The organism is Catenuloplanes nepalensis (assembly GCF_030811575.1).
Classification (GTDB): Bacteria; Actinomycetota; Actinomycetes; order Mycobacteriales; family Micromonosporaceae; genus Catenuloplanes; species Catenuloplanes nepalensis.
On the sequence record NZ_JAUSRA010000001.1, the window covers coordinates 4,800,074 to 4,822,184 of the forward strand.

Here is a 22,111-nt window from a genome sequence, read left to right on the forward strand (position 1 = left end):
ACCCGCTCATTCGATCTTTCCGTCGTGGATGTTGATCACGCGGTCGGCCAGGGCCATCATCACCGGGTCGTGGGTGGACACGAGCGCGGTGACGCCCTCGGACTCGACGATGCCGCGCAGCAGCGCCATCACGGCCAGGCCGGTCTCCGCGTCGAGCTGTCCGGTCGGCTCGTCCGCGATCAGCAGCCGGGGGCTGGCCGCGAGCGCGCGGGCGATCGCCACCCGCTGCTGCTGGCCGCCCGACATCTCGCCGGGGCGCTGCGCCGCGTGCTCGGCCAGGCCGACCAGCTCCAGCAGCAGCGCGACGCGCTTCTCCCGCTCGGCCGCGGGCGTGCGGGCCAGGCGCAGCGGGGCACCCACGTTCTCGGCCGCGGAGAGCACCGGGATCAGGCCGAACGTCTGGAACACGTACGCGACGCGCTCCCGCCGCAGGTGGGCCAGGCCGTCCTCGTCGAGCGCGGTCACCTCGACGTCGTCGACGTGGACGGTGCCGCCGTCCGGGCGGTCCAGGCCGCCGATCACGTTGAGCAGCGTGGTCTTGCCGGAGCCGGAGCGGCCGACCAGCGCGACCATGGTGCCGGCCTCGACCTCGAACGACACGTCCCGCAGCGCGTGCACGTCACCGAACCGGCGGCTGACGCCCCGTACCGTCAAGATGTTCAATCTCTTCTCCCCCGAACCCGAGGAAGAGCCAGTCCTCGCATGTCCTTCGCAAGCTCGCTCATGCCGTGGTTTCGTCTCTCTTGATCGAGACATGGTCGGACTCGAGCGCGAGCCGGACCCGGCGGGTGAGCGCGAGCGCCTCGCGGTACTCGCGCGGCACCTGGACTCGGCCGGCGCGGTCCATCACCGCGTACTCCTCCGCGATCACCTCGTGGTCACCGTCGCCGTTCACGGCGGCGCGGCGCAGCACCTCGCTGCTGGTCCGCCCGTCGCGAATCGCGACCGTGCGCTCGACCTGGCCGCTGACCTCCGGGTCGTGCGTGACGATCACGATCGTGACGCCGAGCGCGCGGTTGACGTCGCGCAGCGCGCCGAAGACCTCGGCCGAGGTGGCGGTGTCCAGCTCGCCGGTCGGCTCGTCGGCCAGCAGCACGCGCGGCTCGTTCGCCAGCGCGACCGCGATCGCCACCCGCATCTGCTGGCCGCCGGAGAGCTGCGCCGGGCGCCGGTCCTCCAGGTCGCCGACGCCGAGCATCTCCAGAAGCTCGGAGCCGCGCGCTTTCCTGGCGCGCGCGGGCGTGCGTGCCGCCGTCATCGGCAGGTCGACCATCTGGCGCGCGGTCAGGTACGGCACCAGGTTGCTGGCGGTCTGCTGCCGGACGAAGCCGACCGTGTGCCGCCGGTAGCGCACCCGGTCGGACCGGGACATGTCCAGCAGGTTCCAGGTGCCGACCCGCGCCTTGCCCGCGGTGGGCGCGTCGATGCCGGCCAGGATGGACAGCAGCGTCGACTTGCCGGACCCGGACGCGCCGACGACCGCGACCATCTCGCCGGCGTCGACGGTCAGATCGAGACCCTGAAGTGCCTGCACCTCGATCGAGCCGGTCTGATAGATCCGGACCAGGCTCTCACAGACGATGAGCGATTCCCCGCCGAACTCGGGCGCCTTCTCCGGCGGCCTCGGGAGGGACAGCGGTGTGGTGGTCATCCCTCTCCTCTGCAGGCGGACGCGCAGACCTTATACATCGATATCCCCTCGGTCAACGATCACGAGCGACCAGATGCATACGCCCTCGTATGGGTGAATCAAAGCTGATTCGGGCCGACTCTGAACCTTTCCGGCGGCGGCCCGCGTAGGACCCGGTGCGCGCACGTTCATGAATCCGAGCCCGCTGGGAGTGGTGGCAGACATGCAATGGCGATACGGCACCCTGAAGAACCGCAAGGCGATCGGCGCGGCCGTCGTCGCAGGCGCGATCGTGGTGGCCGGCGTCACGGGCCTCGGCTTCGCGAACGCCGGTGAGCGCGGCAAGAACGAGGCGGCCGCCGCGACGGGCCTGATCAACGTCGAGGGTCAGCAGTTCGACGTCTCCGAGTGCGCCGAGGTCGAGATCAACGCCGGCCTGGTGCTCTGCGACGGCGCGGAGCTCGCGCCGGAGGGCGGCGCCGACGCGGTGGAGGCGGCACAGGCCGCGGCCGTGGCGCTGGACGAGTCGTGCGACATCTTCGCGGCCGCGCTGCAGACCGCGCAGGAGGACGTCGCGGGCGAGGGCGCCGGCGAGGAGACCGCCGCGCCGGAGGAGAGCGAGTCCGCCGAGGACGCGGCCGCGAAGGAGGAGGCGGAGAAGGAGATCGCCGCCACCACGAAGTCGTCGAAGGAGTCCGCGGAGATGGCCGCCGGCTGGGCCGAGAAGGCCGAGGCCGCGGAGCAGGCGGAGGCCGCGGAGAAGGGCGAGGCGGGCGCGGACGACGCCGCCGCCGAGGACGACGCCGCCGCCGAGGACGACGCCGCGGGTGAGGACGCCGCCGCCGAGGATGCCGCGGCCGAGGATGCGGCCCAGGCCGTCACGGACGCGCAGACCGTCTTCTTCGAGGCCTGCCTGGCACTCGCCGAGGCGAAGGCCGCCGCGGGCGTCGGTGGCGTCGAGGACGCGGGCGCCGAGGCTGACGCCGGTGCCGAGGGCGACGCCGGTGCCGAGGGCGACGCCGGTGCCGAGGGCGACGCCGGTGCGGAAGCCGAGGCCAGCGCGGACGCCGAGGCCGGAGCCGAGGGCGCCGCGTACGACGCGAACGGCAATGTCGTCGGCGAGGACTGATCCCTCTCGCCGCACCACGAAGGCCCCCTCCCGGCGCATCGGGAGGGGGCCTTCGCGCTGAACAACTACAAGGTCGATTCCGGCACCGCGCGGGTACGCGACGCCATCGGCATCGGCGAGATCCGACTCACCCGCGCGCGCCTCGAATGGGGCGCGCAGGTTCCGGTTCGGAAGGTGAGTGGAGAGGTTCCGGAAGGAAGGCCGCCCGCGGCCGACCGGTGCCCGCGGGAGCACGCCCACAGTGCCCCCGCCGGAAGCGGGAAAATAAATGGCCTGAAAAGGGACTCGATCGGGTCGGCTTTCGGCGTGCGGATGCCGGTACGGACGTCAATGATGCTGTGCTGGAAGGCGTCAGGACACTTCTGCGGGCAGGTGGAACCCCGATATGGACCCCGTGCAGATCCTTTGGGCGCCGGACGGTGCCTCGATGCCGAATCTCGGCGCGAAAGCGCTCCTCGACGTGACCGATGGGGACACGCCGAATCTGCGGATGCCGGTGCGGATGCTCAGTGTGGACACGCCGGAGGTGACCGCGCGGTCGGAGGACCGGGCGGCCGCGATCGATCAGGACTTCAAGCAGCTCGCGTCGTGGATGGACGAAGGACTGGCGCCGATCGACGACGCGCTCGCGGAGTTCCTGAAGCCGCGCCTTTCGACCGGGCACGCGGGGACGCTGCACTTCACCCAGGGCCAGGCCGCGTCCGAATTCGGCAAGGCCAACATCACCGCGCGGCTGACCAGGGCTAACGGGACGCGGCGGAATCTGTTCGTGCGGACCGCGGATGCGCCGTTCGACGGCAACCACCGGCTCCTGGCGTACGTGGCGCCGGACTACTCCGCGGCGGAGCGCCGGACCATGACGCTGGCGCAGCGGTCCACCTTCAACCTCGACCTGGTGCGCGCCGGGTGGGCGGCGCCGTTCGTGATCCACCCGTCGATCCCTGGCGCGGCGGACCTGGCGCTGCTGGTCGGCGCCGCGGTGGAGGCACGCGCGGCCGGGCTCGGCATCTGGGGTTCCGCGGAGACGCTGCTGGCCTACGAGTACCGGTCGATGGAGCGACTGTTCCAGATCACCCGGACGCTGGCCGAGGGGCGTCCACTGACCGGTAGCCCGCGCGCGTGGCGGGAGCGGTACTGCGCGGACATGCGCACGCGCGAGCTGTTCGGCCCGGAGGAGTACATCCGGGTCGACCCGGAGTACCGCCTGTGGCTGTGGCCGGACGACCTGCGCGGCGCGATCCGCGATCTCAACCTGGTGCCGTCGGCACACCTCACGGGCGCCTGAGCGGCACGGGCGGCACCGCGAACGTCCAGCCGTCCGCGCGCAGCCGTGGGATCAGCGTCGCCAGCGCGGCCACGGTCTGCGAGCGGTCGCCGCCACCGTCGTGCATCAGCACGATGCCGCCCGGCCGGAGCTGGGCCAGCACCGCGGCCACGATCGCGTCGGTCCCGGGCCGGCTCCAGTCGCGCGGGTCGACGGTCCAGCCGAGGCGGGCCATGCCGAGGCTCGCCGCGACCGTGGCGGACTGGCCCCAGGCACCGTATGGCGCGCGGAAGTACGGAATCTCCGCGCCCGGTGCGGCGGCGTGGATGGCGGCGTTCGTGGCCAGCAGGTCCGCCTCGATCTGCGCGGCCGTCCAGGTGGACATGTTGTCGTGCCGCATCGAGTGGTTGCAGAGCCGGTGGCCGTCCGCGACGATCCGCCGGACCAGCGCGGGGTGTCGCTGTGCCTGCGTCCCGACCAGACAGAACGTGGCGGTGACTCCTTCGGCCGCGAGCACGTCGAGGATCTGCGGCGTGTAGGTGGCGTGCGGCCCGTCGTCGAAGGTCAGTGCGGCGGCCGGCGCCGGCGCGGCGGCGACCGCCGTCGCGGGCACCAGCAGGAGCGCGCCCGCGAGCGACACGGCGGCTATTGATCGAAGAGTACGCATATCGACAGCGTGATGTGCCGGTCCGCCCCGGCGCACGGTTGCGACGCGGAACCGACAGCGTGGGTAATTCCGCCGTGCCGCCGGATCACCGGACCCGGTTACGGTCAGGCGCAGCTGGTTCCGGCGACGGTGGAGGGAGACACATGGACGGCTACGGGGTGACGCCACGCGACGTGCTGTCGCTGGCCGGTACGACGGCGCGGCAGCGACAGCCGGTGATGGAGGCGTCGGCGCCGCTGCAACGCGCGGTCTCCTCGGTGTCGACCGGCGATCCGGCTCTGGACGCGCACACCCGCGCGGTCGCGGCGGAGGTGGAGGAGTTGCATCGACGGCTGGCGGCGGTGCTCGGCTTGTTCGGCGACGCGCTGCGGGACGCGGTCACGGCCTACACGGACGGGGATGAGGAGGTCGCGGCGGACTTCCGGACCTTGGCGACTCCCGTGCCCGCCGTGCCGGGCGCGCCCGGCACGGCGATGAGCTGAGCGCGGCCGTGACCGAGGGATTCGGGGATTCGGGGAGCATCGCTCACGTGGCGGTCGCCGGTGAGGACAGCATCGGCACGCTCGAGGAGTTGCTCGCCCAGGTGAGCAAGGACGTCACGAAGACCATCCCGGAGCGCTGGAAGGGCAGCGCCTCGGGTGCCGTGCTCGAGGTCTGGAACCGGTACACCGGCTGCGTCGCCACCTATGCCAGCTCGCTGGGCACGTGGTGCCGCGCGATGCGGGTCGCCGCGGAGACCACCGCGACGGCCCGGCAGCAGTTGGTGGCGGCGCATCACTTCGCCACCCGCAACAATCTCCGCATCACCGAGGCCCTGTCGATCGCGCCCCGGGACGCGGCCGTGCCGGTCCAGCAGGAGGTGGTCGACCTCGCTTCGCGGCAGCTGGACACGGCGGTACGCACGGCGTCACAGGCACGCGCGCAGATCCGGGCCGCCAACGACGCCTACGAGGCGCAGAGGGTGGAACTGTCGGTCCTCGACCTGCTCGATCTGCTGAGCCGCCGGCCCTCGGGATCACGGCCGGGCGCGGTGAGCGGCAAGGGCGGCCGGGAGAGCGCCAAGCACCTGACCGTTGAGGAGCGCCTCTACGAGGGACGGCTGCACCTGCCGGCGGCCCGGTGGGGTACCTGGATCAGCGGCGTACCCGGGAACGGCACCTGGATGCCGCACCGGCCCGGGGACTTCGGTCTGCAGTGGCCCCGGGACACCGTCACCTGGGTGAACGGTTCGCCGAACCTGCGGGAGCATGGCCCCGAGACGCACCGCATGCCGGACGGCCGGGAGGGTGTGCTGTACGACGTGCGTGGCCTGGACGGCACCTGGCGCACCGACTCGAAGATCGCGGACGGGATGCTGGCCGACCGGTTCGGGTGGACCACGGAGGCGGTCAAGGGGTGGCGGCAGCAGGAGGGCCTGACCTGGCACCACTACACGCGTGGCGAGATGCAGCTGGTGCCGGCCCGGATCCACAACAGCGTGCCGCATGAGGGCGGTGCCACCGACCTACGCCGGTAGCGGCACGGCCGAAAGAATCCACCCCGTGCAATCATCCGGGCGCCAGATGTGACTACGCTCGGATTATACCCCTCTCCGGAGATTACGCACCCAGCCCGTCCGAGTTCGCCCGCGCGCAGGCCGAGACGTTCGAGGCGTCGGACGGCGCCGAGCGCAACGAGCTGCGCGGCAAGCCGATCATCGTGCTGACCTCGGTCGGCGCGCGGAGCGGCAAGCTGCGCAAGACGCCGCTGATGCGGGTCGAGCACGACGGCCGGTATGCGGTGGTGGCCTCGATGGGTGGCGCGGCCAAGCACCCGGTCTGGTACCACAACCTGATCGCGAACCCGCACGTCGAGCTGCAGGACGGCACGGAGCGGCACGATTACGTGGCCCGCGAGGCGCACGGCGAGGAGCGTGCGGAGTGGTGGGCGCGCGCCTGCGAGGCCTGGCCGGACTACGCGACGTACCAGACGAAGACCGACCGCACGATCCCGGTCTTCGTGCTGGAGCGCCGCCCAGCGTAGGTAGGCCGCCAGCCGATGCCCTGTGCCGATGCCCTGTGCCCGGATCGCGGCCGTGGCCATCGGGCAGGAGCCTCCCACCCCGCACACGAGCGAAGGCCCGGCGCGGGAGCGCCGGGCCTTCGGTGGGGAGGTGGGGTCAGGCCTTGTTCTTCGGCTCGAAGCCGTTGAAGCCGGAGCCGCCCGGCGTGGAGGCGCGGTGCGGCCGCTGCGGGAACGCCTCACCGGCCGCGACGGCACCGCGGCGCCCCTGCTCCACCGGCGTGCCGGCGGGAGCGGGACCGGGCGCGGCGGTCGCGTTGCGGCGGGACTCGAAGTAGGCGAGCGCGGCCCGGTCCTCCTCGGACGGTGCCGCCAGCATCGCGTAGACCAGGCCGATCACGCCGATGACCACGGCGACCACGATCGGGACCAGCAGCGTGCCGGCCGTGACGCCGGAGCGCCGGATCGTCTCGGAGTGCAGCTCGACGTGCATCGCGGTCATGCCGGTGAAGTGCATGCCGTTGACCGCGACGCCCATGATCAGCGCGGACCCGGCGATCGCCCAGCCGCCGCGCACCCGAACGGACAGCCACAGCGCCACGATGGCGGCCACCACCGCGATCAGCACGGAGAGCACGACCGGCACGACGTCATAGCTGATCGTGCCGTCCAGCTGCATGCCGGCCATGCCGGTGTAGTGCATGGCCGCGACGCCGATGCCGGTGAACAGGCCACCGCCGAGGATCTTGACGAAGTCGGCCCGGCCGAAGCCGACCAGGCTCAGGCCGATGCCGACCGAGACGATCGCGAGCACCAGGCTGATCACGGTCAGCGGCACGCCGTACCGGATGGTGGTGCCCTCGACGCCGAAACCGAGCATCGCCATGAAGTGCATGGTCCAGATGGCGGTGCCGCCGAGCGCGATCGACGCGCCCGCGATCCAGCGCGCCCGCTGGCCGGTGGTGGTGGACTCCCGGGCGCGCACGGCGCAGGTGAGCGCGAGCACCGAGCCGAGCACCGAGAGTGCGTAACTCAGGATCGGCGTGATGACGCCGTACTCGAAATGGTGGATCTGACCCGACACCGCAGCGCCTTCCCCGAACAGACGTGGCCCCGTCCGATGGTGGCGCCCACATTTCGGGATCGCCAGTGACGAACGGTGAGACCTGCCTGACCGAAGGGTCAGCTTCGGTCAGGCGGTCAGGAATCGGGCGAGAGCGCTCAGGAGACCGCGTTGTAGGCCAGAACACCCCGGTTGACCACGCCGATCGCCTGCCGCGCGGTCGTGCGCACCTCCTCGGACGCGCCGCTGGCATTGGAGACCTGGCCGAGCAGGTCGACCACCATGCGCGCCCACCGGACGAAGTCGCCGGCCGGCATGTCGCCGTCCAGGTTGTGGCCGCTGGCCAGCACCTTCTCCAGCGACTCGCCGCGTGCCCAGCGGTAGATCGGCCAGACGAAGCCGAGGTCCGGCTCGCGGGTCAGCTCCAGGCCGCGGGACGCCTCCTCGGCCTCCAGCTCAACCCAGATCTTCGCGGTCGCCTCGACCGCGTCGCTGACCGGGCCGCGCGGCACGTTCGCCCGCTCGTCGCCCTCGCGCCGCGCCTCGTAGACCGCGACCGACACCGCGGCGGCCAGCTCCGCGGGGTGCAGGCCCTCCCAGGCGCCGCGCCGCAGGCACTCCGCGACCAGCAGGTCCGTCTCGGTCCAGATCCGGGCGAGCATCCGGCCGGCGTCGGTCACCTCACCGGCGTCGGAGAGGTAGCCGCGGGCCTGCAGCATGCCGCAGACCGCGTCGAAGGTCCGGGCGAGCGAGCCGGTGCGCCCGGCCACCTTGTCACGCAGCGCGTCGGTGTCGCGCTCCAGCCGGTGCCGGCGCTCGGCCCAGCGCGCGTGCTCCTCCCGGTCCGGGCACTGGTGGCAGGCGTGCTGTCGCATCTGGATGCGCAGCAGTGCCAGCTCGTGGTCGTCGGCCGCGCCCGAGCGGGTGCGGTTGCGGCGGCCCTCGCGCCGGTCCAGGCCGGTCGCGGTGACGGCCGCGGCCAGGTCCCGGCGGGCGGCGGGCGAGCGCGGGTTGAAGTTCTTCGGCACCCGCACCCGGTCCAGCACCTCGACCAGGCCGGGGAAGTCGCTGGCCGGCACGCGGCCGGCCCAGCGGTCCTGGGTGAGCACCATCGGCTTGGGCTCGCCGAAGCCGCCCACGCCCGGGTCGATCACCACGGCCAGTCCGGCGCGGCGGCCGGCCGGGATCCGGATGACGTCGCCTGGGCGCAGCTTGGACAGCGAGGCGGCGGTCTCCGCGCGGCGCTGCGCCTGGCCCTGCCGGGCGATCCCGCGCTCCCGGTCAGCGATGGCGACCCGCAGCGCGAAGTACTCGTTGAAGTCGCCGTGGTGGCAGCGCACCTCCTCGTCGTACCCCGCGATGTCCTTGACGTTGTTCTGCACCTGGCGGGCCAGGCCGACGACCGAGCGGTCCGCCTGGAACTGCGCGAACGACGACTCCAGCAGATCGCGGGCGCGGTCGATGCCGACGCTGCCGACGATGTTCGCCGCCATGTTGTAGGAGGGGCGGAAGGAGCTCTTCAACGGGTACGTCCGGGTGCTGGCCAGCCCGGCGACGTGCCGCGGGTCGACCTCCGGCGACCAGACCACGACCGCGTGCCCCTCGACGTCGATGCCGCGGCGGCCGGCCCGGCCGGTGAGCTGCGTGTACTCCCCCGGGGTGAGGTCGACGTGCGCCTCCCCGTTGTACTTCACCAGCCGCTCCAGCACCACGCAGCGGGCCGGCATGTTGATGCCGAGCGCCAGCGTCTCCGTGGCGAAGACGGCCTTGACCAGGCCGCGGACGAACAGCTCCTCGACGATCTCCTTGAACGCGGGCAGCATGCCGGCGTGGTGCGCGGCCAGGCCCCGCTCCAGCGCGTCCAGCCACTCCCAGTAGCCGAGCACGGTCAGGTCCTCGCCGGGGATCGCGGTGATCCGCTCCTCGACGATCGCGCGGATCTCCTCGCGCTCGTCCGGCGTGGTCAGGCGCATGCCGGCGGCCATGCACTGCTGCACGGCGGCGGCGCACCCGGCCCGGCTGAACACGAAGATGATCGCGGGCAGCAGGTCGGCGCGCTCCAGCCGCTCGATCACGTCGAAGCGCAGCGGCGGCTGCCAGCGCTTGTTGCGCCCACCGCGGCCGCCCCAGCCGGGGCCGGACGTGCGATCGCCCATCTCCATCCGCCGCAGCTGCTCGCGGGTGTATCGCAGCAGCTCCGGGTGGACGTCGTGCTTGCGGGCCGCGTCCGCGTCGTGGAACAGGTCGAACATCCGCCGGCCGACCAGCATGTGCTGCCAGAGCGGGACCGGGCGGTGCTCGGAGACCACCACCTCGGTGTGGCCGCGCACGGTGACCAGCCAGTCCGCGAACTCCTCCGCGTTGGACACGGTCGCGGACAGCGACACCAGGGTGACGGTCGAGGGCAGGTGAATGATCACCTCTTCCCAGACCGCGCCACGGAACCGGTCCGCGAGGTAGTGCACCTCGTCCATCACCACGTACGCCAGGCCGTCCAGCGCGGCCGAGCCGGCGTAGAGCATGTTCCGCAGGACCTCGGTGGTCATCACGACCACCTGCGCGTCCGCGTTGATGACGTTGTCGCCGGTCAGCAGGCCCACCTTGTCCGCACCGTAGCGGTCGGCGAGGTCGTGGTACTTCTGGTTGGAGAGCGCCTTGATCGGCGTGGTGTAGAAGCACTTCTTACGGGTCTGCGCGGACAACGCCATGTGCACCGCGAACTCGCCCACCACGGTCTTCCCCGCACCGGTCGGCGCGCAGACCAGGACGCCACTGCCGCGCTCCAGGGCCTGGCACGCCTCGCGCTGGAAATCGTCGAGGTCGAAGCCGAGGTCGGCGGAGAAGTCATCCAGACGGGGGAAATTCGCGGACTCCGCGGCCCGCCGGCGAGAAGCCGCATACCGCTCAGCGGGAGATGTCACGCGCTCAACAGTAGCCGAGGCCCTGCGATCTTGGCTTTTGTGTTTTCCGGCGGGCCTGGTCACACGGCGCGGCGCGGTCTCCGCACGCACCGTGAGGAGGGGTGCGGAAGGCCACCAGATATGGTTCACAACGTGGCGGATCACGACGAGCGTTCGAGCGAGACGAGCCCGGCGGAGGCGGAGCCGCCACGAGCGATCGAGGGCATCCTCTTCGACTTCCACGGCACGCTCGCCCAGGTGGAGTCGCCGGTCGACTGGGTCCTCGCCGCGGCCGCAGCCTGCGGTGCCTCGCTGGATCCGGCGCGGGCCACCGTGCTGGCCGACCGGCTGATCACCGCGGGCCGCGCGGGCGGGCCGGTCCCCCGCCGCATCCCGCCACAGCTCGCGGAGGTCTGGGCCGAGCGCGACCTCTACGCGCACTGCCACCGGGCCGCGTACACCGGGCTGGCGGACACTGTGGACTCCGGGATAGCCGGCTTCGCGGAGGCGCTCTACGACCGCGGGACCCTCCCCGAGGGCTGGGCGCCGTACTCGGACGCGGCCACGACGCTCGCCGCGCTGCACGAGCGGGGCGTGCCGATCGCGGTGGTCAGCAACATCGGCTTCGACATCCGCCCGCACTTCGCCGCCTGGGGCCTCGACTCCTACATCACCGAGTTCGTGCTCTCGTTCGAGATCGGCCGGATAAAGCCGGACCCGCAGATCTTCGAGAAGGCCTGCAAGCTGATCGGCGTGCCGCCGGAGCGCGCGCTGATGGTCGGCGACTCCGTCGCGGACGCGGGCGCGGTCCAGGCCGGCCTGGCCACGCTGGTGCTCCCGGCCGCCGAGCCGGGCCGCACCAACGGCCTGTGGGCCACGCTAGCGCTGACCGCGCCGTAGGGATGGAAGCCCTCGAGCCAGGTGGCCCGAGGGCTTTCGTCATCACCCCGTGTGCCCGAGGCTTCGTGTCACGGTAACACCGTTGGCGCTAGCGGGCCCGCACGCTCGCGGTGAACGCCTCGAACGCGGCCGGGCTGACCAGCAGTGCCGGGCCGGCGGCGTCCTTGCTGTCCCGCACCGCGATCACGCCGGGCAGGTTCGCCGCGACCTCGACGCAGTTGCCGCCGGTAGAGCCGCTGCGGGTGCTCTTCCGCCATGTCGCACCGGTCAAGTCAATCATCGATATTCTCCTTGATCAGTTCCCCGATGAGGTCGTCCGAAGCGTCCCGATCCAGCGCGATCCGGTCCAGCACGTCCCACGCCCTCTCGTAAGTATCCACTTCCACGGTTTCGTCCAGGTAGAGCGCGCCCGTCAGGCCCTCGATGTAGACCGTGGTCGGCTCCGCACGGCGCAGCCCCACCTCGGGGAAGTCGAGCACGGTGAACGACCCCGCGAAACCCGCGTAGTGCAGCGCTCGCTCCCGGGGGATGATCCGCACGCTGATCCCGGGCTTCTGCGAGATGTTCACCAGATGTGCCAGCTGCCGTGCCCACGCGTCCTGGTCGCCGAGGCCCTTGACCAGCACGGCCTCTTCGATGATCACGTCGAGTTCGGGCGCGGGCGGGTTGGCGCGGCCGAGCAGCCGCTGTCGTTCGCGGCGCAGCCGGACCCGCTGTGTGACCTGCTCCGGTGTCACGCCCGGGACCGCGCCGAGCACGGCGGCGGCGTACTCCTCGCCCTGCAGCAGACCCGGGATCACACCGTTCTCGTAATGGCGCAGACGGGAGGCGGCCTGCTCCATGCCGACGTAGAGCTCGAACCAGGCCGGGACCGCCTTGCCGTACGCGGCCCACCAGCCCTTCTCCTTCGTGGCCGCGGCCAGCGAGAGCAGCACCTCCAGCATGTCCGGCGTCGCGGCGTAGAGGTCGGCGAGCGCACGCACGTCGACCTGCCGGACCGGTGCCTCGCCGCCCTCGATCCGCGACATCTTGGACAGCGAGACCTCGATGTGCGCGGCCGCGTCCTTCAGCGTGATCCGCGCGCCGTCGCGCAGCTGGCGGAGCAAACGACCGACCTGGCGCCGGGGTACGGACGATCCCCCGTCGTGTGACACGTGAGCCTCCCGAATGCCGTTTCTGACAGGTCCGGGCCGTCAGAATGACGGCTTGGAAATCGAAACTTCGGAAATCCCGAAATGCGACTTCTCGGAAGCGTACGGCTACGTCATCGTCTACGTCAGGTAGCCGCCCCCGTCGCTGCCGCAGGCGTGACGGGGGCGAGCCTCACTCGATCCCGGAGGTCTCCTCATGGCCGTGGCACCGCCGCCGATCCCCGCGATCGTGCCCGGCACCATGCTCTACATCGCGGACGAGCGCGACTACCGGCTCGGCGTCGGCCCGCTCGCGCTGCGCGTCACCTCGCTTGCGGCGCCGGGCGCGGAGTGGCTGGTCGTGCACGGGCACCGGATCGGCCACGACGGGCGGGTGGACCACCGGCACCTGACGTTCACGATCCGCGCGGCCGCGCTCCGGGACGCGGCCCGCCCCACCGGCTGGCTGCCACCCGCGACCGCAGTCCGTCCCTGACCGCACCCCCGCGCGCTGCCGCACCTCGCGGGCGGCGCGCACGGAGGGCCCCGAGGCCGCGCCAACCCTCGGGGCCTTCCGCCTCCCCACTTCCGCTGCCGGCCGCCTTCAGAAACGCGACACGGCCGGCAGCATTACCGCTGCCGGCCGTGTCGTCGTCGTGCTGTGGTGATCTGTCAGGTCATGTCGTCGAAGCCGCGCTCGATCGGCCGCGGCTTGATCGGCTCGACCGGCTCGATCGGGCCGGACGCGGACACCGGCGCACCGGCGGTGACAGGCTCGCTGGCAGTGACCCGGTCACCGGCGGTGACCGAGCCGGAATCACCCAGGTCGAGCGGCGACACCGCGTCGTCGTCGAGGCCCTCGTACAGCGACTTGCCGCGGCCCCGGCGCCTGTCGTTCAGCACTGCCACGCCGGCCGCCATGAAGTACAGCGCGGACAGCGCGAGCGCCAGGACCGTCATGCCGAACGGGTCCGGCGTGGGCGTGACCACGGCCGCGAACAGGAAGAACGCGAAGACCGCGATGCGCCACCAGGACACCAGGCGCTTGCCGCTGACCAGGCCGACCACGTTGAGCATCAGCGCGACCAGGGGGAACAGGAACGCGACGCCGAACAGCAGGATCAGGCTGGTGACGAAGTTGATGTAGCGCGTGACCTCGAGCTGGGTGTCCAGGCCGGTGACGCCGGACGTCAGCAGGAAGTACAGGCCCTTCTCCACCACGTAGTAGGCCAGCACCGCGCCGCCGGTGAACAGCGGCGCGGCGAGCGCGACGAACCCGTAGGCGTAGCCGCGCTCGTGCTTGTGCAGGCCGGGCGCGATGAACGCCCACAGCTGGTAGAGCCAGATCGGCGCGGAGACGATCAGGCCGACCCAGAGCGCGATCTTCAGCTTCAGCAGGAAGCCGTCGGCCGGGCCGAGCTGCGTCATCGGGCAGCCGCCGTCGGCCTGCCGCATGGTGGGCAGGTCGCAGTATGGCTGTTTGAGAAGGTCGAACACGCCGTCCGCGAGCCAGAACCCGACCACGAAGCCGGCGAGGACCGCCAGCGAGGCCCGGAACAGCCGGTTGCGAAGCTCCCTGACGTGCTCGATCAGGGTCATCTCGCCGTTGGCCGCCTGCTCGAACTTGGACGGCCCCTTGTTACGGCGAGGGAGGGCGAGTCGCACGGCTCAGATCAGCGGTCGCGGACGGGCTGCTCGGCCGTCGCGTGCGTCGCGTGCGCGGGCGGGATCACGTCGCCCTGCAGCGGCGCGCGGCCGTTCTTCGCGTCGGCCTTGTCGGCGAGGTCGTCCGGCACGTCCTTGCCGTCGTCGACCATGCTCTTGGTCTCCGCCTTCAGGATGCGCATCGAGCGGCCGAGCGAGCGGGCCGCGTCGGGGAGACGCTTCGCGCCGAAGAGGAGGATGAGCACCACCACGAGGACGATGATGTGCCACGGCTTGAGGAACTGCATGTCGTTCTCCAACTCGGTGTCGAGGGCGACCCGTCGACGTCAGGCGCCGAGCCCATGGTACGTGCGGAACAGCCCGTTGCCATCGGCCCGCACGTGTTCACAGGGTAAGTACAGCGATGACATGAAAAGCCTTGCAGGTCGTAGTCTCTGCCACACCGATCCCGCACGTCAACACGCTGTTTGCGAGCAAAACAGCACGAAAGCCCCCGTTCTCGCGCCGTTCAGGGCCGTCCGGCCCGGATCGCCGTGGCCTGGTCCGCCGCCCGGCCGGCCTGCTCCGCGACCCCGAGCGCGCGTTCCTGCAGCGTCTCGGCCTTGACCTGCAGCCTCTCCAGGGCCTCCTGCTTGAGCAGCAGCCGCCGCACGGCCCGGTGCAGCTCCGGCACGGCCGCGAGCACCGGCCGCACCGCCAGCCCCAGCACCACCAGCGAGAACAACGCCACACCGATCACGATCCACAGAACCATGATTAAACCCTACGCTCTGCTGCCTGAACGCGCCCCAAGAGCGAAAGCGGCCTGGCGCGGCGATTCAGGCAGCAGCGTGGCATCAGGACTATCGCGGTGAGGCCTGAACCACCACGCCAGGCGGTACCGAGTACGCGGCGAGCGCCGCCGCGGCCTGCTCGCGGATGCCGGTGATCAGCTCGGGTGGGCTGACCACGGAAACCTCCGGGCCGAGGCCGAGGATCAGCCGGCGTGCCCAGTCCAGGTCCGTGACGCGCATGGTGACCAGCCAGTCCTCGCCGGACGCGCCGCGCTCGACCGACTCGCACGGGTAGTACTCGGTGATCCACCGCTCGGACCGGCCGACCCGGAGCGTGACCAGCGGCAGTTCGTCGCCGGGCCGGAACACGCCGGCGCTCAGGTCGTGCGGGCGCGCCTCGGCCGGTGGCGCGGACGGCTCGTCCAGCTCGGTCCAGCCGTCGATCCGGTCGACCCGGAACAGCCGGGTGGCCTCGGCTCGGCGGCACCACGCCTCCAGGTAGGCCCAGCCGTCCACGTTCACCACCCGGATCGGGTCGATGACCCGGTCGGTGGTCTCGTCCCGGGACGCGGTGTAGTACGTGATCCGCAGGGCGTTGCCGCTCTCCAGCGCGCCCCGGACCCGCTCCACCTTCTTCGCGTTGCCGGTCATCCGCACCGCGACCGGCGCGTCCGCGTCCGCACCGGCCGCCGACTCTATCTTCGCCAGCGCGCGCTCGATCGCGTCGCGGTTGCCCATGCCGGGCGTCTCGACCAGCATGCGCAGCGCCACGACCAGCGCGAGCGCCTCGTCCGGCGTGAGCCGCAGCGGTTTGCCGATGCCGGCGTCGTAGGTGATCGTGACGTTGTCGCCGTCGAACGCCATGTCGATCAGGTCGCCGGGGCCGTAGCCGGGCAACCCGCAGACCCAGAGCAACTCCAGGTCCTCGCGCAGCTGCTTCTCGGAGACGCCCAGGTCGGCCGCGGCCTCGACGATCGCGATGCCGGGGCGGGCCAGAAGATAAGGCACCAGGTTGAGCACCCGGCCGAGGCGGTCGGCGGACGCGCGGGAGGCGGACGGCGCGGTGGTCACGCGGGCACCTCCTCGGTCCGGGACACGATCTCCTTCAGCCGCTGGATGACCGCGTCACGCAGCTCCGGCGGGTCCAGCACCTGGACCTCGGGACCGTAGCGGACCAGCGTGCCGGCCAGCCGCTCGGTGTCCCCGTACCGAATGGTGATCCTGTCCTTGGGGTTGTCGCCCTCGCCCGGCACCACGTCGCGGGCCCATCGGCGCAGGCCGGCGCCGACGCCCGGCGTGATCAGCAGCGTGGCCCGGCCGGTCCACTCGACCGGCCCGGAGAAGTGCGAGACGTGGCTGATCAGGTCGAGGTCCGCGGGCGGCGTGAACGCGTCCGCCGGGCCGGCCGGGCGGACCTTGCCGAGGATGCGGGACAGCCGGAAGCAGCGGACCGCGCCGCGGTCGAGGTCGTGGCCCACCACATACCACCTACCGCGCCAGCAGACGACACCCCACGGCTGGAGCTTGCGGGTGGCCGGCTCGTCGCCCTCGGGCGCGCGGTAGTCGAACGCGACCGCGCGGCGCTCCCGGGCGGCCGTGGTCAGCGGCGCGAACGCCGGGTCGACCGTGACGACCGGCTCGACGCCCAGCGTGGCCTGCGGGTCCATGTCGATGCCGGCGGCGCGCAGCTTCGCCAGCCCGGAGGAGGCGGCCGCGGCGAGACCGTGGTGCTGCCAGAGCCGGCCCGCGATGCCGACGGCCGCGGCCTCGTCCGGTTCGAGCGGGATGTCCGGCAGCGCGTAGTCCCGGTGGGCGATCCGGTAGCCGGGCTCGGCGTCGAAGACGCTCTCCGTCCCGGTCTCCAGCGGCACGCCGAGCTCCCGCAGCTCCGCCTTGTCCCGCTCGAACTTGCGCTGGAACGCCTCGTGCTCCCGCGGATCCTCCGGATCGTGCTCGTAACCGGGCACGGTCGCGGCGATCTGCGCGGCGGTCAGGAACCGGCGCGTGGACAGGAGGCAGATGACCAGGTTGACCAACCGCTCGGTGCGGATGCGCGACACGCCCGCAAAACTAGCAGTGCCGCGCCGACGGCCGCGCCCCGCGTCCGGTCAGCATTCCCTCATCCGGGGTACGCGGGGGCCTTGCGAACGCCACCCGAACATCGCGTATGCCCTCCTCGACCCGGCCCGCGGCGCTGTATAGGGTCTCTGCTCATGATTCGGTGGCGGTCGGGGACGGTGACGGCGCTGCGGCGCAGCTGGGACGGGGCCAGCGAGCTGTCCGTGACGGTGGACGACGCACTCGACTCGGTCAAGGCGCTCGCGTACCCGCCGCTGGTCGGCGACCCGCAGGTCGGCGACCGGGTGCTGCTCAACGTGGGCGCGCTGGAGATGGGTCTCGGCACCGGCGGGTACGCGCTGGTCGTCGCGATCCCGGACCGGCTGCCGTCCGCCGATCTGCCGTCCGCCGATCTCACGAACAGCCGGGACGGCGGCCACCTGGTCAAGGCCCGCTACACGCCGCTGCAGGCGATCATGATGGGCGCGGACGAGGAGGCCTCCCCGCACCGCGCGGTGCTGGCCGAGGCGGACGACCTGGACGGCATGCCGGTCGTGCTGGCCGACCTGCACTCCGCGTTGCCCGCGATCCTCGCCGGAATCGGCGCCGGGCCGCGCGTCGCCTACCTGATGACCGACGGCGGCGCGCTGCCCGCCTGGTTCTCCCGCACGCTGTCGGCCCTGAAACCCCACCTCGCGGGTACGGTGACCGCCGGCCAGGCGTTCGGCGGCGACCTCGAGGCGACCACCGTGCACAGCGGCCTGCTCGCCGCCCGGCACGTGCTCGGCGCGGACGTCACGATCGTCGCGCAGGGCCCGGGCAACCTCGGCACCGGCACCCGCTGGGGCTTCTCCGGCGTCGCGGTCGGCGAGGCGGTCAACGCGGTGAACACGCTCGGCGGCCGCGCGGTCGGCTCGCTGCGCATCTCCGACGCCGACCCGCGCCCCCGGCACCGCGGCGTCTCGCACCACAGCGTCACCGCGTACGGCCGGGTCGCGCTCACCCCGGCGGACCTGGTGGTGCCGACGCCGCTGCCGGAATCCGTCGCCGAGGACGTGGAGTCGACGCTGCGGCTGCTGGCCGAGCGCCACACCATCGTCCGCGTCCCCGCCGACGGCCTCGACGACGCGCTGCGCGCCTCCCCGGTCCCGCTCGCCACCATGGGCCGCGACCTGGACGGCGACCACGCCTACTTCCTGGCCGCGGCCGCGGCCGGCCGCCACGCCGCCGCACTCCTACCGGCCGCCTGACCCGCCGGCCTTCTCGCGGACACCGGGCCGGCCGGCGTCTCCGAGATAATTGATCTTGGAAGAGGTGCGGCAGAGCCACACGCCACCGAACCGGGGAACCGTCGCGGCCACGGCAACCGGGGCGGTGCCTTCTGAAGGCGCGGGTCAACGCTCTCGGCTCCGTCCGGCCACGGCGAGTGGCGCATGGAGTGTCCGAAGAGCCGTTGCGGGGAGCCGGGTACGCGCGCGGGCTTCGCCCGCCGGCGGCGTGGGCATGGGTCGCGACGCCCGGCTCGATCTCGCCGCGGCGAGATCGAGCCGGGCGGGTGCGTTGCGAAAGCGCAGTTCAGCAGCATGATCTACTGAGGCCTCGGCATCAGGGTGAATGGCGCTCCGCACGACCTTGCCCGAAATATCACTATAAAGACGACTCTTGAGGCTTATTCAGCGAGGCGAGCCGACACCGCGTCGCCGCAGGCCAGCGCTATTGGTGCGTAACGTGCTGAATAACCCTCCTTGGAAGCGGCCACGTGTCGCAAATCGTTGTTGAAAGCGCTGGATAACAACGATGTGCGACACGTGATCAACTCCCGGCCTCGGCCATACTGAGCCTTCGGCGTCAGAGTGGGCGGCGCTCCGCAGCGCGGACCTCTATATCGCAAAATTTCGGGCGCGCAGCGCCCGGACGGCCACCGCCGCTCGAACCTCGACTTCAAAGGCCAGTAAACAGCCTGGGTGGCACGGGACCGGTACCCGCGGGACGCAGCCATCCGGGAAGCGGGGATATGGATCTCATGAATCGGCTCTCGCACGTGCCTGGTTCGGCAGGTCGGGGTTGCCCTCGGGCCAGCCGAGGTGCTGGATGAGGCGTTCGATGCGCCAGCCGTCCGGCGTGCGCACCAGGTGCTGCGTGTAGGAGCCGCGCATCAGGAAGAAGTCGCCGCCCTCCGCGCCCTCGAGGTAGTGCTGGGCGTACATGTACGACTCGCAGACCGCCCGGTCCGCATCGGCCGCGTCGAACGTGACGATGTGGTTCGGGCTGATGTGCTGCCGGGCCGTGAAACCGCTCAGTGCGTCGCGGGCGAACGCCTGGAAGGCCTCGCGCGGGAAGTCAGCCGCGGGCATGCCGGCCTCCGAGAAGTCGATGTGCACGGTCTCGGTCAGGCAGTCCGCGAACATCGCCCAGTCGGCGCGATCGATCGCGGTCGCGTAGCGGATGACGACCTCACTGATCTCGTGACGGTCCTCGAGCCGGCGGACGCGGCTCTCCAGGTCGATGCTCATGATGCTCTCCCAGATCTAAAACGTGCGTGCGCACGCAAGACGCAACATGAAAGTGCGTGCGCACGCAACGATCTCTCAGGAAAAGTGCGTGCGCAAGCATCTCCTTGCGTGCGCACGCACACATTCCGCTACGTGCGCACGCACTCTGCCAGCGCGCGCACGCACTTCTGTGACCTCCGGACCTGACCGTCGACCCCGGCCAGTCGTCCGGCCCGGACCCGGAGGCCACGCACCGCGGGCGTTTCCGCGCGGCGAAGTCCGCTACGGCTCGCACGCACATGCTTCGTTGCTTGCGCACGCACGAAGACGCGTGGCACGATCGCGGCATGGATCGGCTCACCGACGAAGAGGACGCGCTCTGGCGGGCCCTCGCGCACGTGGTGCATCTGCTGCCGCCGGCCCTCGACGACGACATGACCCGCACCGAGGGCTTGTCGATGACCGAGTTCGCGATCCTGCACAGCCTCGCCGAAGCCCCGGACCGCTCGCTGCGCATGGTCGACCTGGCCGCGGCCGTCGCGCTGTCACCGAGCCGGGTCACCCGCGTGGTGGGCGACCTCACCCGGTTCGGCCTGGTCCGGCGCAGCCGGCATGCCACCGACGCCCGCGGCTCCGTGGCCGTGCTCACCGAGGCGGGCGTCAAGAAGGCGGAGAGTGCCGACCCATCTCACGCGGACAGCGCGCGCCGGCACGTGTTCGCGCACATCGACCCGGCCGATCAGCCCGCGGTTCGGCGTGCGCTGCGGCAGATCGCGGACGCGCTCAGCCGAGGATGACGAACAGCGCCCAGCCCACCACGATCACGCCGAGGATCGCGGCGTAGACCCAGGTCGGCACGCGGTACTCACCGCGCCGGTTGGCCTGCACCTCCGCGACGATCCGCTCGCGGCGGCGCTCGAAGCGGTTCTGGCCGGGCTGCTCATCTGGTGAGGTCATAGTCCTGCCAGCGTAAACGCCGGGCCCCGGGAAAGCTCCCGGGGCCCGGCGCCGCTTCACATGCTGGCGATCAGCCGCTCGACGCGCTCGTCGTGCGCCCGGAACGGGTCCTTGCACAGGACGGTGCGCTGCGCCTGGTCGTTGAGCTTCAGGTGCACCCAGTCGACCGTGAAGTCGCGCCGCTTCTCCTGCGCGTGCTTGATGAACTCGCCGCGCAGCCGCGCCCGCGTGGTCTGCGGCGGCGTCTCCTTGGCCTCGTAGATGTCCAGGTCACCGGCGACCCGGTCGACCTGCTTGCGCCGCTCCATCAGCCCGTAGAGCCCGCGCCCGCGCCGGATGTCGTGGTACGCCAGGTCCATCTGGGCGATCCGCGGGTGGGACAGCGGCAGGTCGTTCTTCGCCTGGTAGCGCTCGATCAGCTTGAGCTTGCTGACCCAGTCGATCTCGCGGGACACCGTGTCCAGGTTGCCGGACTCGACCGCGTCCAGCACCCGGCCCCACAGCTCCACCACGCGCTTGGCCGTGTCGTCGCCGCCGCGCCGCTCGACGAACTCGGTCGCCTTCGCGAGGTATTCCTGCTGGATCTCCAGCGCGGAGATCTCCTTGTTCGACGCGAGCCGCACCTTGCGCCGGCCGGTCACGTCGTGCGACACCTCGCGGATCGCGCGGATCGGGTTCTCCAGCGACAGGTCGCGCATCACCACGCCGGCCTCGATCATGCGGAGCACGATGTCGGCACTGCCCACCTTCAGCAGCGTCGTCACCTCGTTCATGTTCGAGTCGCCGACGATCACGTGCAGCCGCCGGTACCGCTCCGCGTCGGCGTGCGGCTCGTCGCGGGTGTTGATGATCGGCCGGGACCGGGTGGTGGCGCTGGAGACGCCCTCCCAGATGTGCTCCGCGCGCTGCGACAGGCAGTAGACCGCGCCGCGCGGCGTCTGCAGCACCTTGCCCGCGCCGCAGATCAACTGCCGGGTGACCAGGAACGGGATCAGCACGTCCGCCAGCCGGCCGAACTCGCCGTGCCTCGACACCAGGTAGTTCTCGTGACAGCCGTACGAGTTGCCGGCCGAGTCGGTGTTGTTCTTGAAGAGGTAGATCTCGCCCGCGATCCCCTCGTCGTGCAGACGCTTCTCCGCGTCGACGAGCAGGCCCTCGAGGATCCGCTCCCCCGCCCGGTCGTGGGCGACCAGGTCGAGCACGGAGTCACACTCGGGCGTCGCATACTCCGGGTGGGAACCCACATCCAGATAGAGCCGGGCGCCGTTACGCAGGAAGACGTTGCTGGACCGCCCCCAGGAGACGACCCGCCGGAACAGGTAGCGCGCCACCTCATCCGGTGACAAACGCCGTTGACCTCGGTAGGTGCACGTGACGCCGTATTCGGTCTCAAGACCGAAGATTCGCCGCTCCATGACCGAACATTAGCCCCACGTGACCCTGTTGTGGCACCTGTGTGACCCGCCTCGGGGACGGGGCGCG

General features: G+C 71.5%; 24 protein-coding genes. 9 read left to right on the forward strand and 15 right to left on the reverse strand.

Annotated elements, in window-relative coordinates; translation table 11 throughout:
- Nucleotides 1-6 precede the first annotated feature (6 nt).
- Both J2S43_RS20820 and J2S43_RS20825 read right to left on the reverse strand, forming a co-directional pair.
- Nucleotides 7-657, reverse strand: coding sequence for an ABC transporter ATP-binding protein (locus tag J2S43_RS20820; protein WP_370881770.1), 651 nt, complete (start codon nt 655-657; stop codon nt 7-9).
- Between the two features lie 64 nt (nt 658-721).
- A complete protein-coding gene (locus J2S43_RS20825; protein ID WP_306831690.1) occupies nt 722-1,651 on the reverse strand; it encodes an ABC transporter ATP-binding protein in 930 nt (309 codons plus the stop codon).
- 202 nt (nt 1,652-1,853) lie between these two features.
- On the opposite strand from J2S43_RS20825, the gene J2S43_RS20830 reads away from it, so the two are divergent.
- Together J2S43_RS20830 and J2S43_RS20835 are read left to right on the forward strand one after the other, a co-directional pair.
- Complete coding sequence (locus J2S43_RS20830) at nt 1,854-2,759, forward strand: hypothetical protein (RefSeq protein ID WP_306831692.1); 906 nt, start codon at nt 1,854-1,856, stop codon at nt 2,757-2,759.
- Nucleotides 2,760-3,186: 427 nt separating this feature from the next.
- Nucleotides 3,187-4,044, forward strand: a complete 858-nt coding sequence (locus tag J2S43_RS20835; RefSeq protein ID WP_306831694.1) for a thermonuclease family protein — start codon at nt 3,187-3,189, stop codon at nt 4,042-4,044.
- Here the strand turns inward: J2S43_RS20835 and J2S43_RS20840 are convergent.
- Nucleotides 4,031-4,690 (reverse strand): polysaccharide deacetylase family protein, encoded by a 660-nt coding sequence (locus tag J2S43_RS20840; protein WP_306831695.1) that lies wholly within the window; start codon nt 4,688-4,690, stop codon nt 4,031-4,033. The two genes, J2S43_RS20835 and J2S43_RS20840, sit on opposite strands and share 14 nt — an antisense overlap.
- 143 nt (nt 4,691-4,833) lie before the next feature.
- Between J2S43_RS20840 and J2S43_RS20845 the strand changes: the two genes are divergently transcribed.
- The 3 genes from J2S43_RS20845 (at nt 4,834) to J2S43_RS20855 (ending at nt 6,712) form a co-directional block, all read left to right on the forward strand.
- Nucleotides 4,834-5,172 (forward strand): DUF6317 family protein, encoded by a 339-nt coding sequence (locus tag J2S43_RS20845; RefSeq protein WP_306831697.1) that lies wholly within the window; start codon nt 4,834-4,836, stop codon nt 5,170-5,172.
- 47 nt (nt 5,173-5,219) lie between these two features.
- Nucleotides 5,220-6,206: an HNH endonuclease gene (locus J2S43_RS20850; protein WP_306831699.1), complete on the forward strand. Its 987-nt coding sequence runs from the start codon at nt 5,220-5,222 to the stop codon at nt 6,204-6,206.
- A gap of 65 nt (nt 6,207-6,271) precedes the next feature.
- Nucleotides 6,272-6,712 (forward strand): nitroreductase family deazaflavin-dependent oxidoreductase, encoded by a 441-nt coding sequence (locus tag J2S43_RS20855; RefSeq protein ID WP_306839352.1) that lies wholly within the window; start codon nt 6,272-6,274, stop codon nt 6,710-6,712.
- A 136-nt stretch (nt 6,713-6,848) separates the two neighbouring features.
- Here the strand turns inward: J2S43_RS20855 and J2S43_RS20860 are convergent, their stop codons facing one another.
- Both J2S43_RS20860 and J2S43_RS20865 read right to left on the reverse strand, forming a co-directional pair.
- A complete protein-coding gene (locus J2S43_RS20860; protein WP_306831701.1) occupies nt 6,849-7,775 on the reverse strand; it encodes an MHYT domain-containing protein in 927 nt (308 codons plus the stop codon).
- 137 nt (nt 7,776-7,912) lie between these two features.
- The gene (locus tag J2S43_RS20865; protein WP_306831702.1) at nt 7,913-10,675 is read right to left on the reverse strand and encodes a DEAD/DEAH box helicase; all 2,763 of its coding nucleotides are present in this window, start codon (nt 10,673-10,675) and stop codon (nt 7,913-7,915) included.
- 120 nt (nt 10,676-10,795) lie between these two features.
- Between J2S43_RS20865 and J2S43_RS20870 the strand changes: the two genes are divergently transcribed.
- Complete coding sequence (locus J2S43_RS20870; RefSeq protein ID WP_370881640.1) at nt 10,796-11,554, forward strand: HAD family hydrolase; 759 nt, start codon at nt 10,796-10,798, stop codon at nt 11,552-11,554.
- A gap of 88 nt (nt 11,555-11,642) precedes the next feature.
- On the opposite strand, the gene J2S43_RS20875 is transcribed toward J2S43_RS20870, so the two are convergent.
- Nucleotides 11,643-11,834, reverse strand: coding sequence for a DUF397 domain-containing protein (locus tag J2S43_RS20875; RefSeq protein WP_306831704.1), 192 nt, complete (start codon nt 11,832-11,834; stop codon nt 11,643-11,645).
- Nucleotides 11,827-12,708: a helix-turn-helix domain-containing protein gene (locus tag J2S43_RS20880; protein WP_306831705.1), complete on the reverse strand. Its 882-nt coding sequence runs from the start codon at nt 12,706-12,708 to the stop codon at nt 11,827-11,829. The genes J2S43_RS20875 and J2S43_RS20880 overlap by 8 nt, the downstream gene beginning before the upstream one ends.
- A gap of 193 nt (nt 12,709-12,901) precedes the next feature.
- On the opposite strand from J2S43_RS20880, the gene J2S43_RS20885 reads away from it, so the two are divergent.
- A complete protein-coding gene (locus J2S43_RS20885) occupies nt 12,902-13,180 on the forward strand; it encodes a hypothetical protein (protein WP_306831706.1) in 279 nt (92 codons plus the stop codon).
- A gap of 176 nt (nt 13,181-13,356) precedes the next feature.
- Here the strand turns inward: J2S43_RS20885 and tatC are convergent, their stop codons facing one another.
- From tatC to J2S43_RS20910, 5 genes are all read right to left on the reverse strand, one after another.
- Nucleotides 13,357-14,283, reverse strand: coding sequence for a twin-arginine translocase subunit TatC (gene tatC / locus J2S43_RS20890; protein WP_306839354.1), 927 nt, complete (start codon nt 14,281-14,283; stop codon nt 13,357-13,359).
- A 74-nt stretch (nt 14,284-14,357) separates the two neighbouring features.
- Nucleotides 14,358-14,636 carry a Sec-independent protein translocase subunit TatA gene (gene tatA, locus J2S43_RS20895; RefSeq protein ID WP_306831709.1) on the reverse strand — a complete coding sequence of 93 codons (279 nt, stop codon included), beginning with the start codon at nt 14,634-14,636 and terminating at the stop codon, nt 14,358-14,360.
- A 221-nt stretch (nt 14,637-14,857) separates the two neighbouring features.
- Nucleotides 14,858-15,103, reverse strand: coding sequence for a hypothetical protein (locus tag J2S43_RS20900; protein WP_306831712.1), 246 nt, complete (start codon nt 15,101-15,103; stop codon nt 14,858-14,860).
- 88 nt (nt 15,104-15,191) lie between these two features.
- Nucleotides 15,192-16,193 (reverse strand): helix-turn-helix transcriptional regulator, encoded by a 1,002-nt coding sequence (locus J2S43_RS20905; protein WP_306831714.1) that lies wholly within the window; start codon nt 16,191-16,193, stop codon nt 15,192-15,194.
- A complete protein-coding gene (locus J2S43_RS20910) occupies nt 16,190-17,182 on the reverse strand; it encodes a helix-turn-helix transcriptional regulator (protein WP_306831716.1) in 993 nt (330 codons plus the stop codon). Before J2S43_RS20910 ends, J2S43_RS20905 begins: the two co-directional genes overlap by 4 nt.
- Before the next feature lie 153 nt (nt 17,183-17,335).
- Between J2S43_RS20910 and J2S43_RS20915 the strand changes: the two genes are divergently transcribed.
- Nucleotides 17,336-18,430, forward strand: a complete 1,095-nt coding sequence (locus J2S43_RS20915; RefSeq protein ID WP_306831718.1) for a DUF3866 family protein — start codon at nt 17,336-17,338, stop codon at nt 18,428-18,430.
- Nucleotides 18,431-19,201: 771 nt separating this feature from the next.
- On the opposite strand, the gene J2S43_RS20920 is transcribed toward J2S43_RS20915, so the two are convergent.
- Complete coding sequence (locus J2S43_RS20920; protein ID WP_306831720.1) at nt 19,202-19,693, reverse strand: nuclear transport factor 2 family protein; 492 nt, start codon at nt 19,691-19,693, stop codon at nt 19,202-19,204.
- Between the two features lie 326 nt (nt 19,694-20,019).
- Here J2S43_RS20920 and J2S43_RS20925 point away from each other — a divergent pair, with 326 nt between their 5' ends.
- Nucleotides 20,020-20,469 (forward strand): MarR family winged helix-turn-helix transcriptional regulator, encoded by a 450-nt coding sequence (locus tag J2S43_RS20925; protein ID WP_306831721.1) that lies wholly within the window; start codon nt 20,020-20,022, stop codon nt 20,467-20,469.
- Here the strand turns inward: J2S43_RS20925 and J2S43_RS20930 are convergent.
- Both J2S43_RS20930 and pafA read right to left on the reverse strand, forming a co-directional pair.
- Nucleotides 20,456-20,629, reverse strand: a complete 174-nt coding sequence (locus J2S43_RS20930; protein ID WP_306831722.1) for a hypothetical protein — start codon at nt 20,627-20,629, stop codon at nt 20,456-20,458. The genes J2S43_RS20925 and J2S43_RS20930 overlap by 14 nt on opposite strands.
- 56 nt (nt 20,630-20,685) lie before the next feature.
- Nucleotides 20,686-22,044, reverse strand: a complete 1,359-nt coding sequence (gene pafA / locus J2S43_RS20935) for a Pup--protein ligase (RefSeq protein ID WP_306831724.1) — start codon at nt 22,042-22,044, stop codon at nt 20,686-20,688.
- Nucleotides 22,045-22,111 lie beyond the last annotated feature (67 nt).

Coding starts and splice junctions, on each gene's coding strand:
- tatC (WP_306839354.1), bottom strand. CDS start 14,283: ATGACCCTGATCGAGCACGTCAGGGAGCTTCGCAACCGGCTGTTCCGG.
- J2S43_RS20845 (WP_306831697.1), top strand. CDS start 4,834: ATGGACGGCTACGGGGTGACGCCACGCGACGTGCTGTCGCTGGCCGGT.
- J2S43_RS20900 (WP_306831712.1), bottom strand. CDS start 15,103: ATGGTTCTGTGGATCGTGATCGGTGTGGCGTTGTTCTCGCTGGTGGTG.
- tatA (WP_306831709.1), bottom strand. CDS start 14,636: ATGCAGTTCCTCAAGCCGTGGCACATCATCGTCCTCGTGGTGGTGCTC.
- J2S43_RS20825 (WP_306831690.1), bottom strand. CDS start 1,651: ATGACCACCACACCGCTGTCCCTCCCGAGGCCGCCGGAGAAGGCGCCC.
- J2S43_RS20925 (WP_306831721.1), top strand. CDS start 20,020: ATGGATCGGCTCACCGACGAAGAGGACGCGCTCTGGCGGGCCCTCGCG.
- J2S43_RS20920 (WP_306831720.1), bottom strand. CDS start 19,693: ATGAGCATCGACCTGGAGAGCCGCGTCCGCCGGCTCGAGGACCGTCAC.
- J2S43_RS20830 (WP_306831692.1), top strand. CDS start 1,854: ATGCAATGGCGATACGGCACCCTGAAGAACCGCAAGGCGATCGGCGCG.
- J2S43_RS20875 (WP_306831704.1), bottom strand. CDS start 11,834: ATGATTGACTTGACCGGTGCGACATGGCGGAAGAGCACCCGCAGCGGC.
- J2S43_RS20930 (WP_306831722.1), bottom strand. CDS start 20,629: ATGACCTCACCAGATGAGCAGCCCGGCCAGAACCGCTTCGAGCGCCGC.
- pafA (WP_306831724.1), bottom strand. CDS start 22,044: ATGGAGCGGCGAATCTTCGGTCTTGAGACCGAATACGGCGTCACGTGC.
- J2S43_RS20915 (WP_306831718.1), top strand. CDS start 17,336: ATGATTCGGTGGCGGTCGGGGACGGTGACGGCGCTGCGGCGCAGCTGG.
- J2S43_RS20840 (WP_306831695.1), bottom strand. CDS start 4,690: ATGCGTACTCTTCGATCAATAGCCGCCGTGTCGCTCGCGGGCGCGCTC.
- J2S43_RS20835 (WP_306831694.1), top strand. CDS start 3,187: ATGCCGAATCTCGGCGCGAAAGCGCTCCTCGACGTGACCGATGGGGAC.
- J2S43_RS20870 (WP_370881640.1), top strand. CDS start 10,796: ATGGTTCACAACGTGGCGGATCACGACGAGCGTTCGAGCGAGACGAGC.
- J2S43_RS20885 (WP_306831706.1), top strand. CDS start 12,902: ATGGCCGTGGCACCGCCGCCGATCCCCGCGATCGTGCCCGGCACCATG.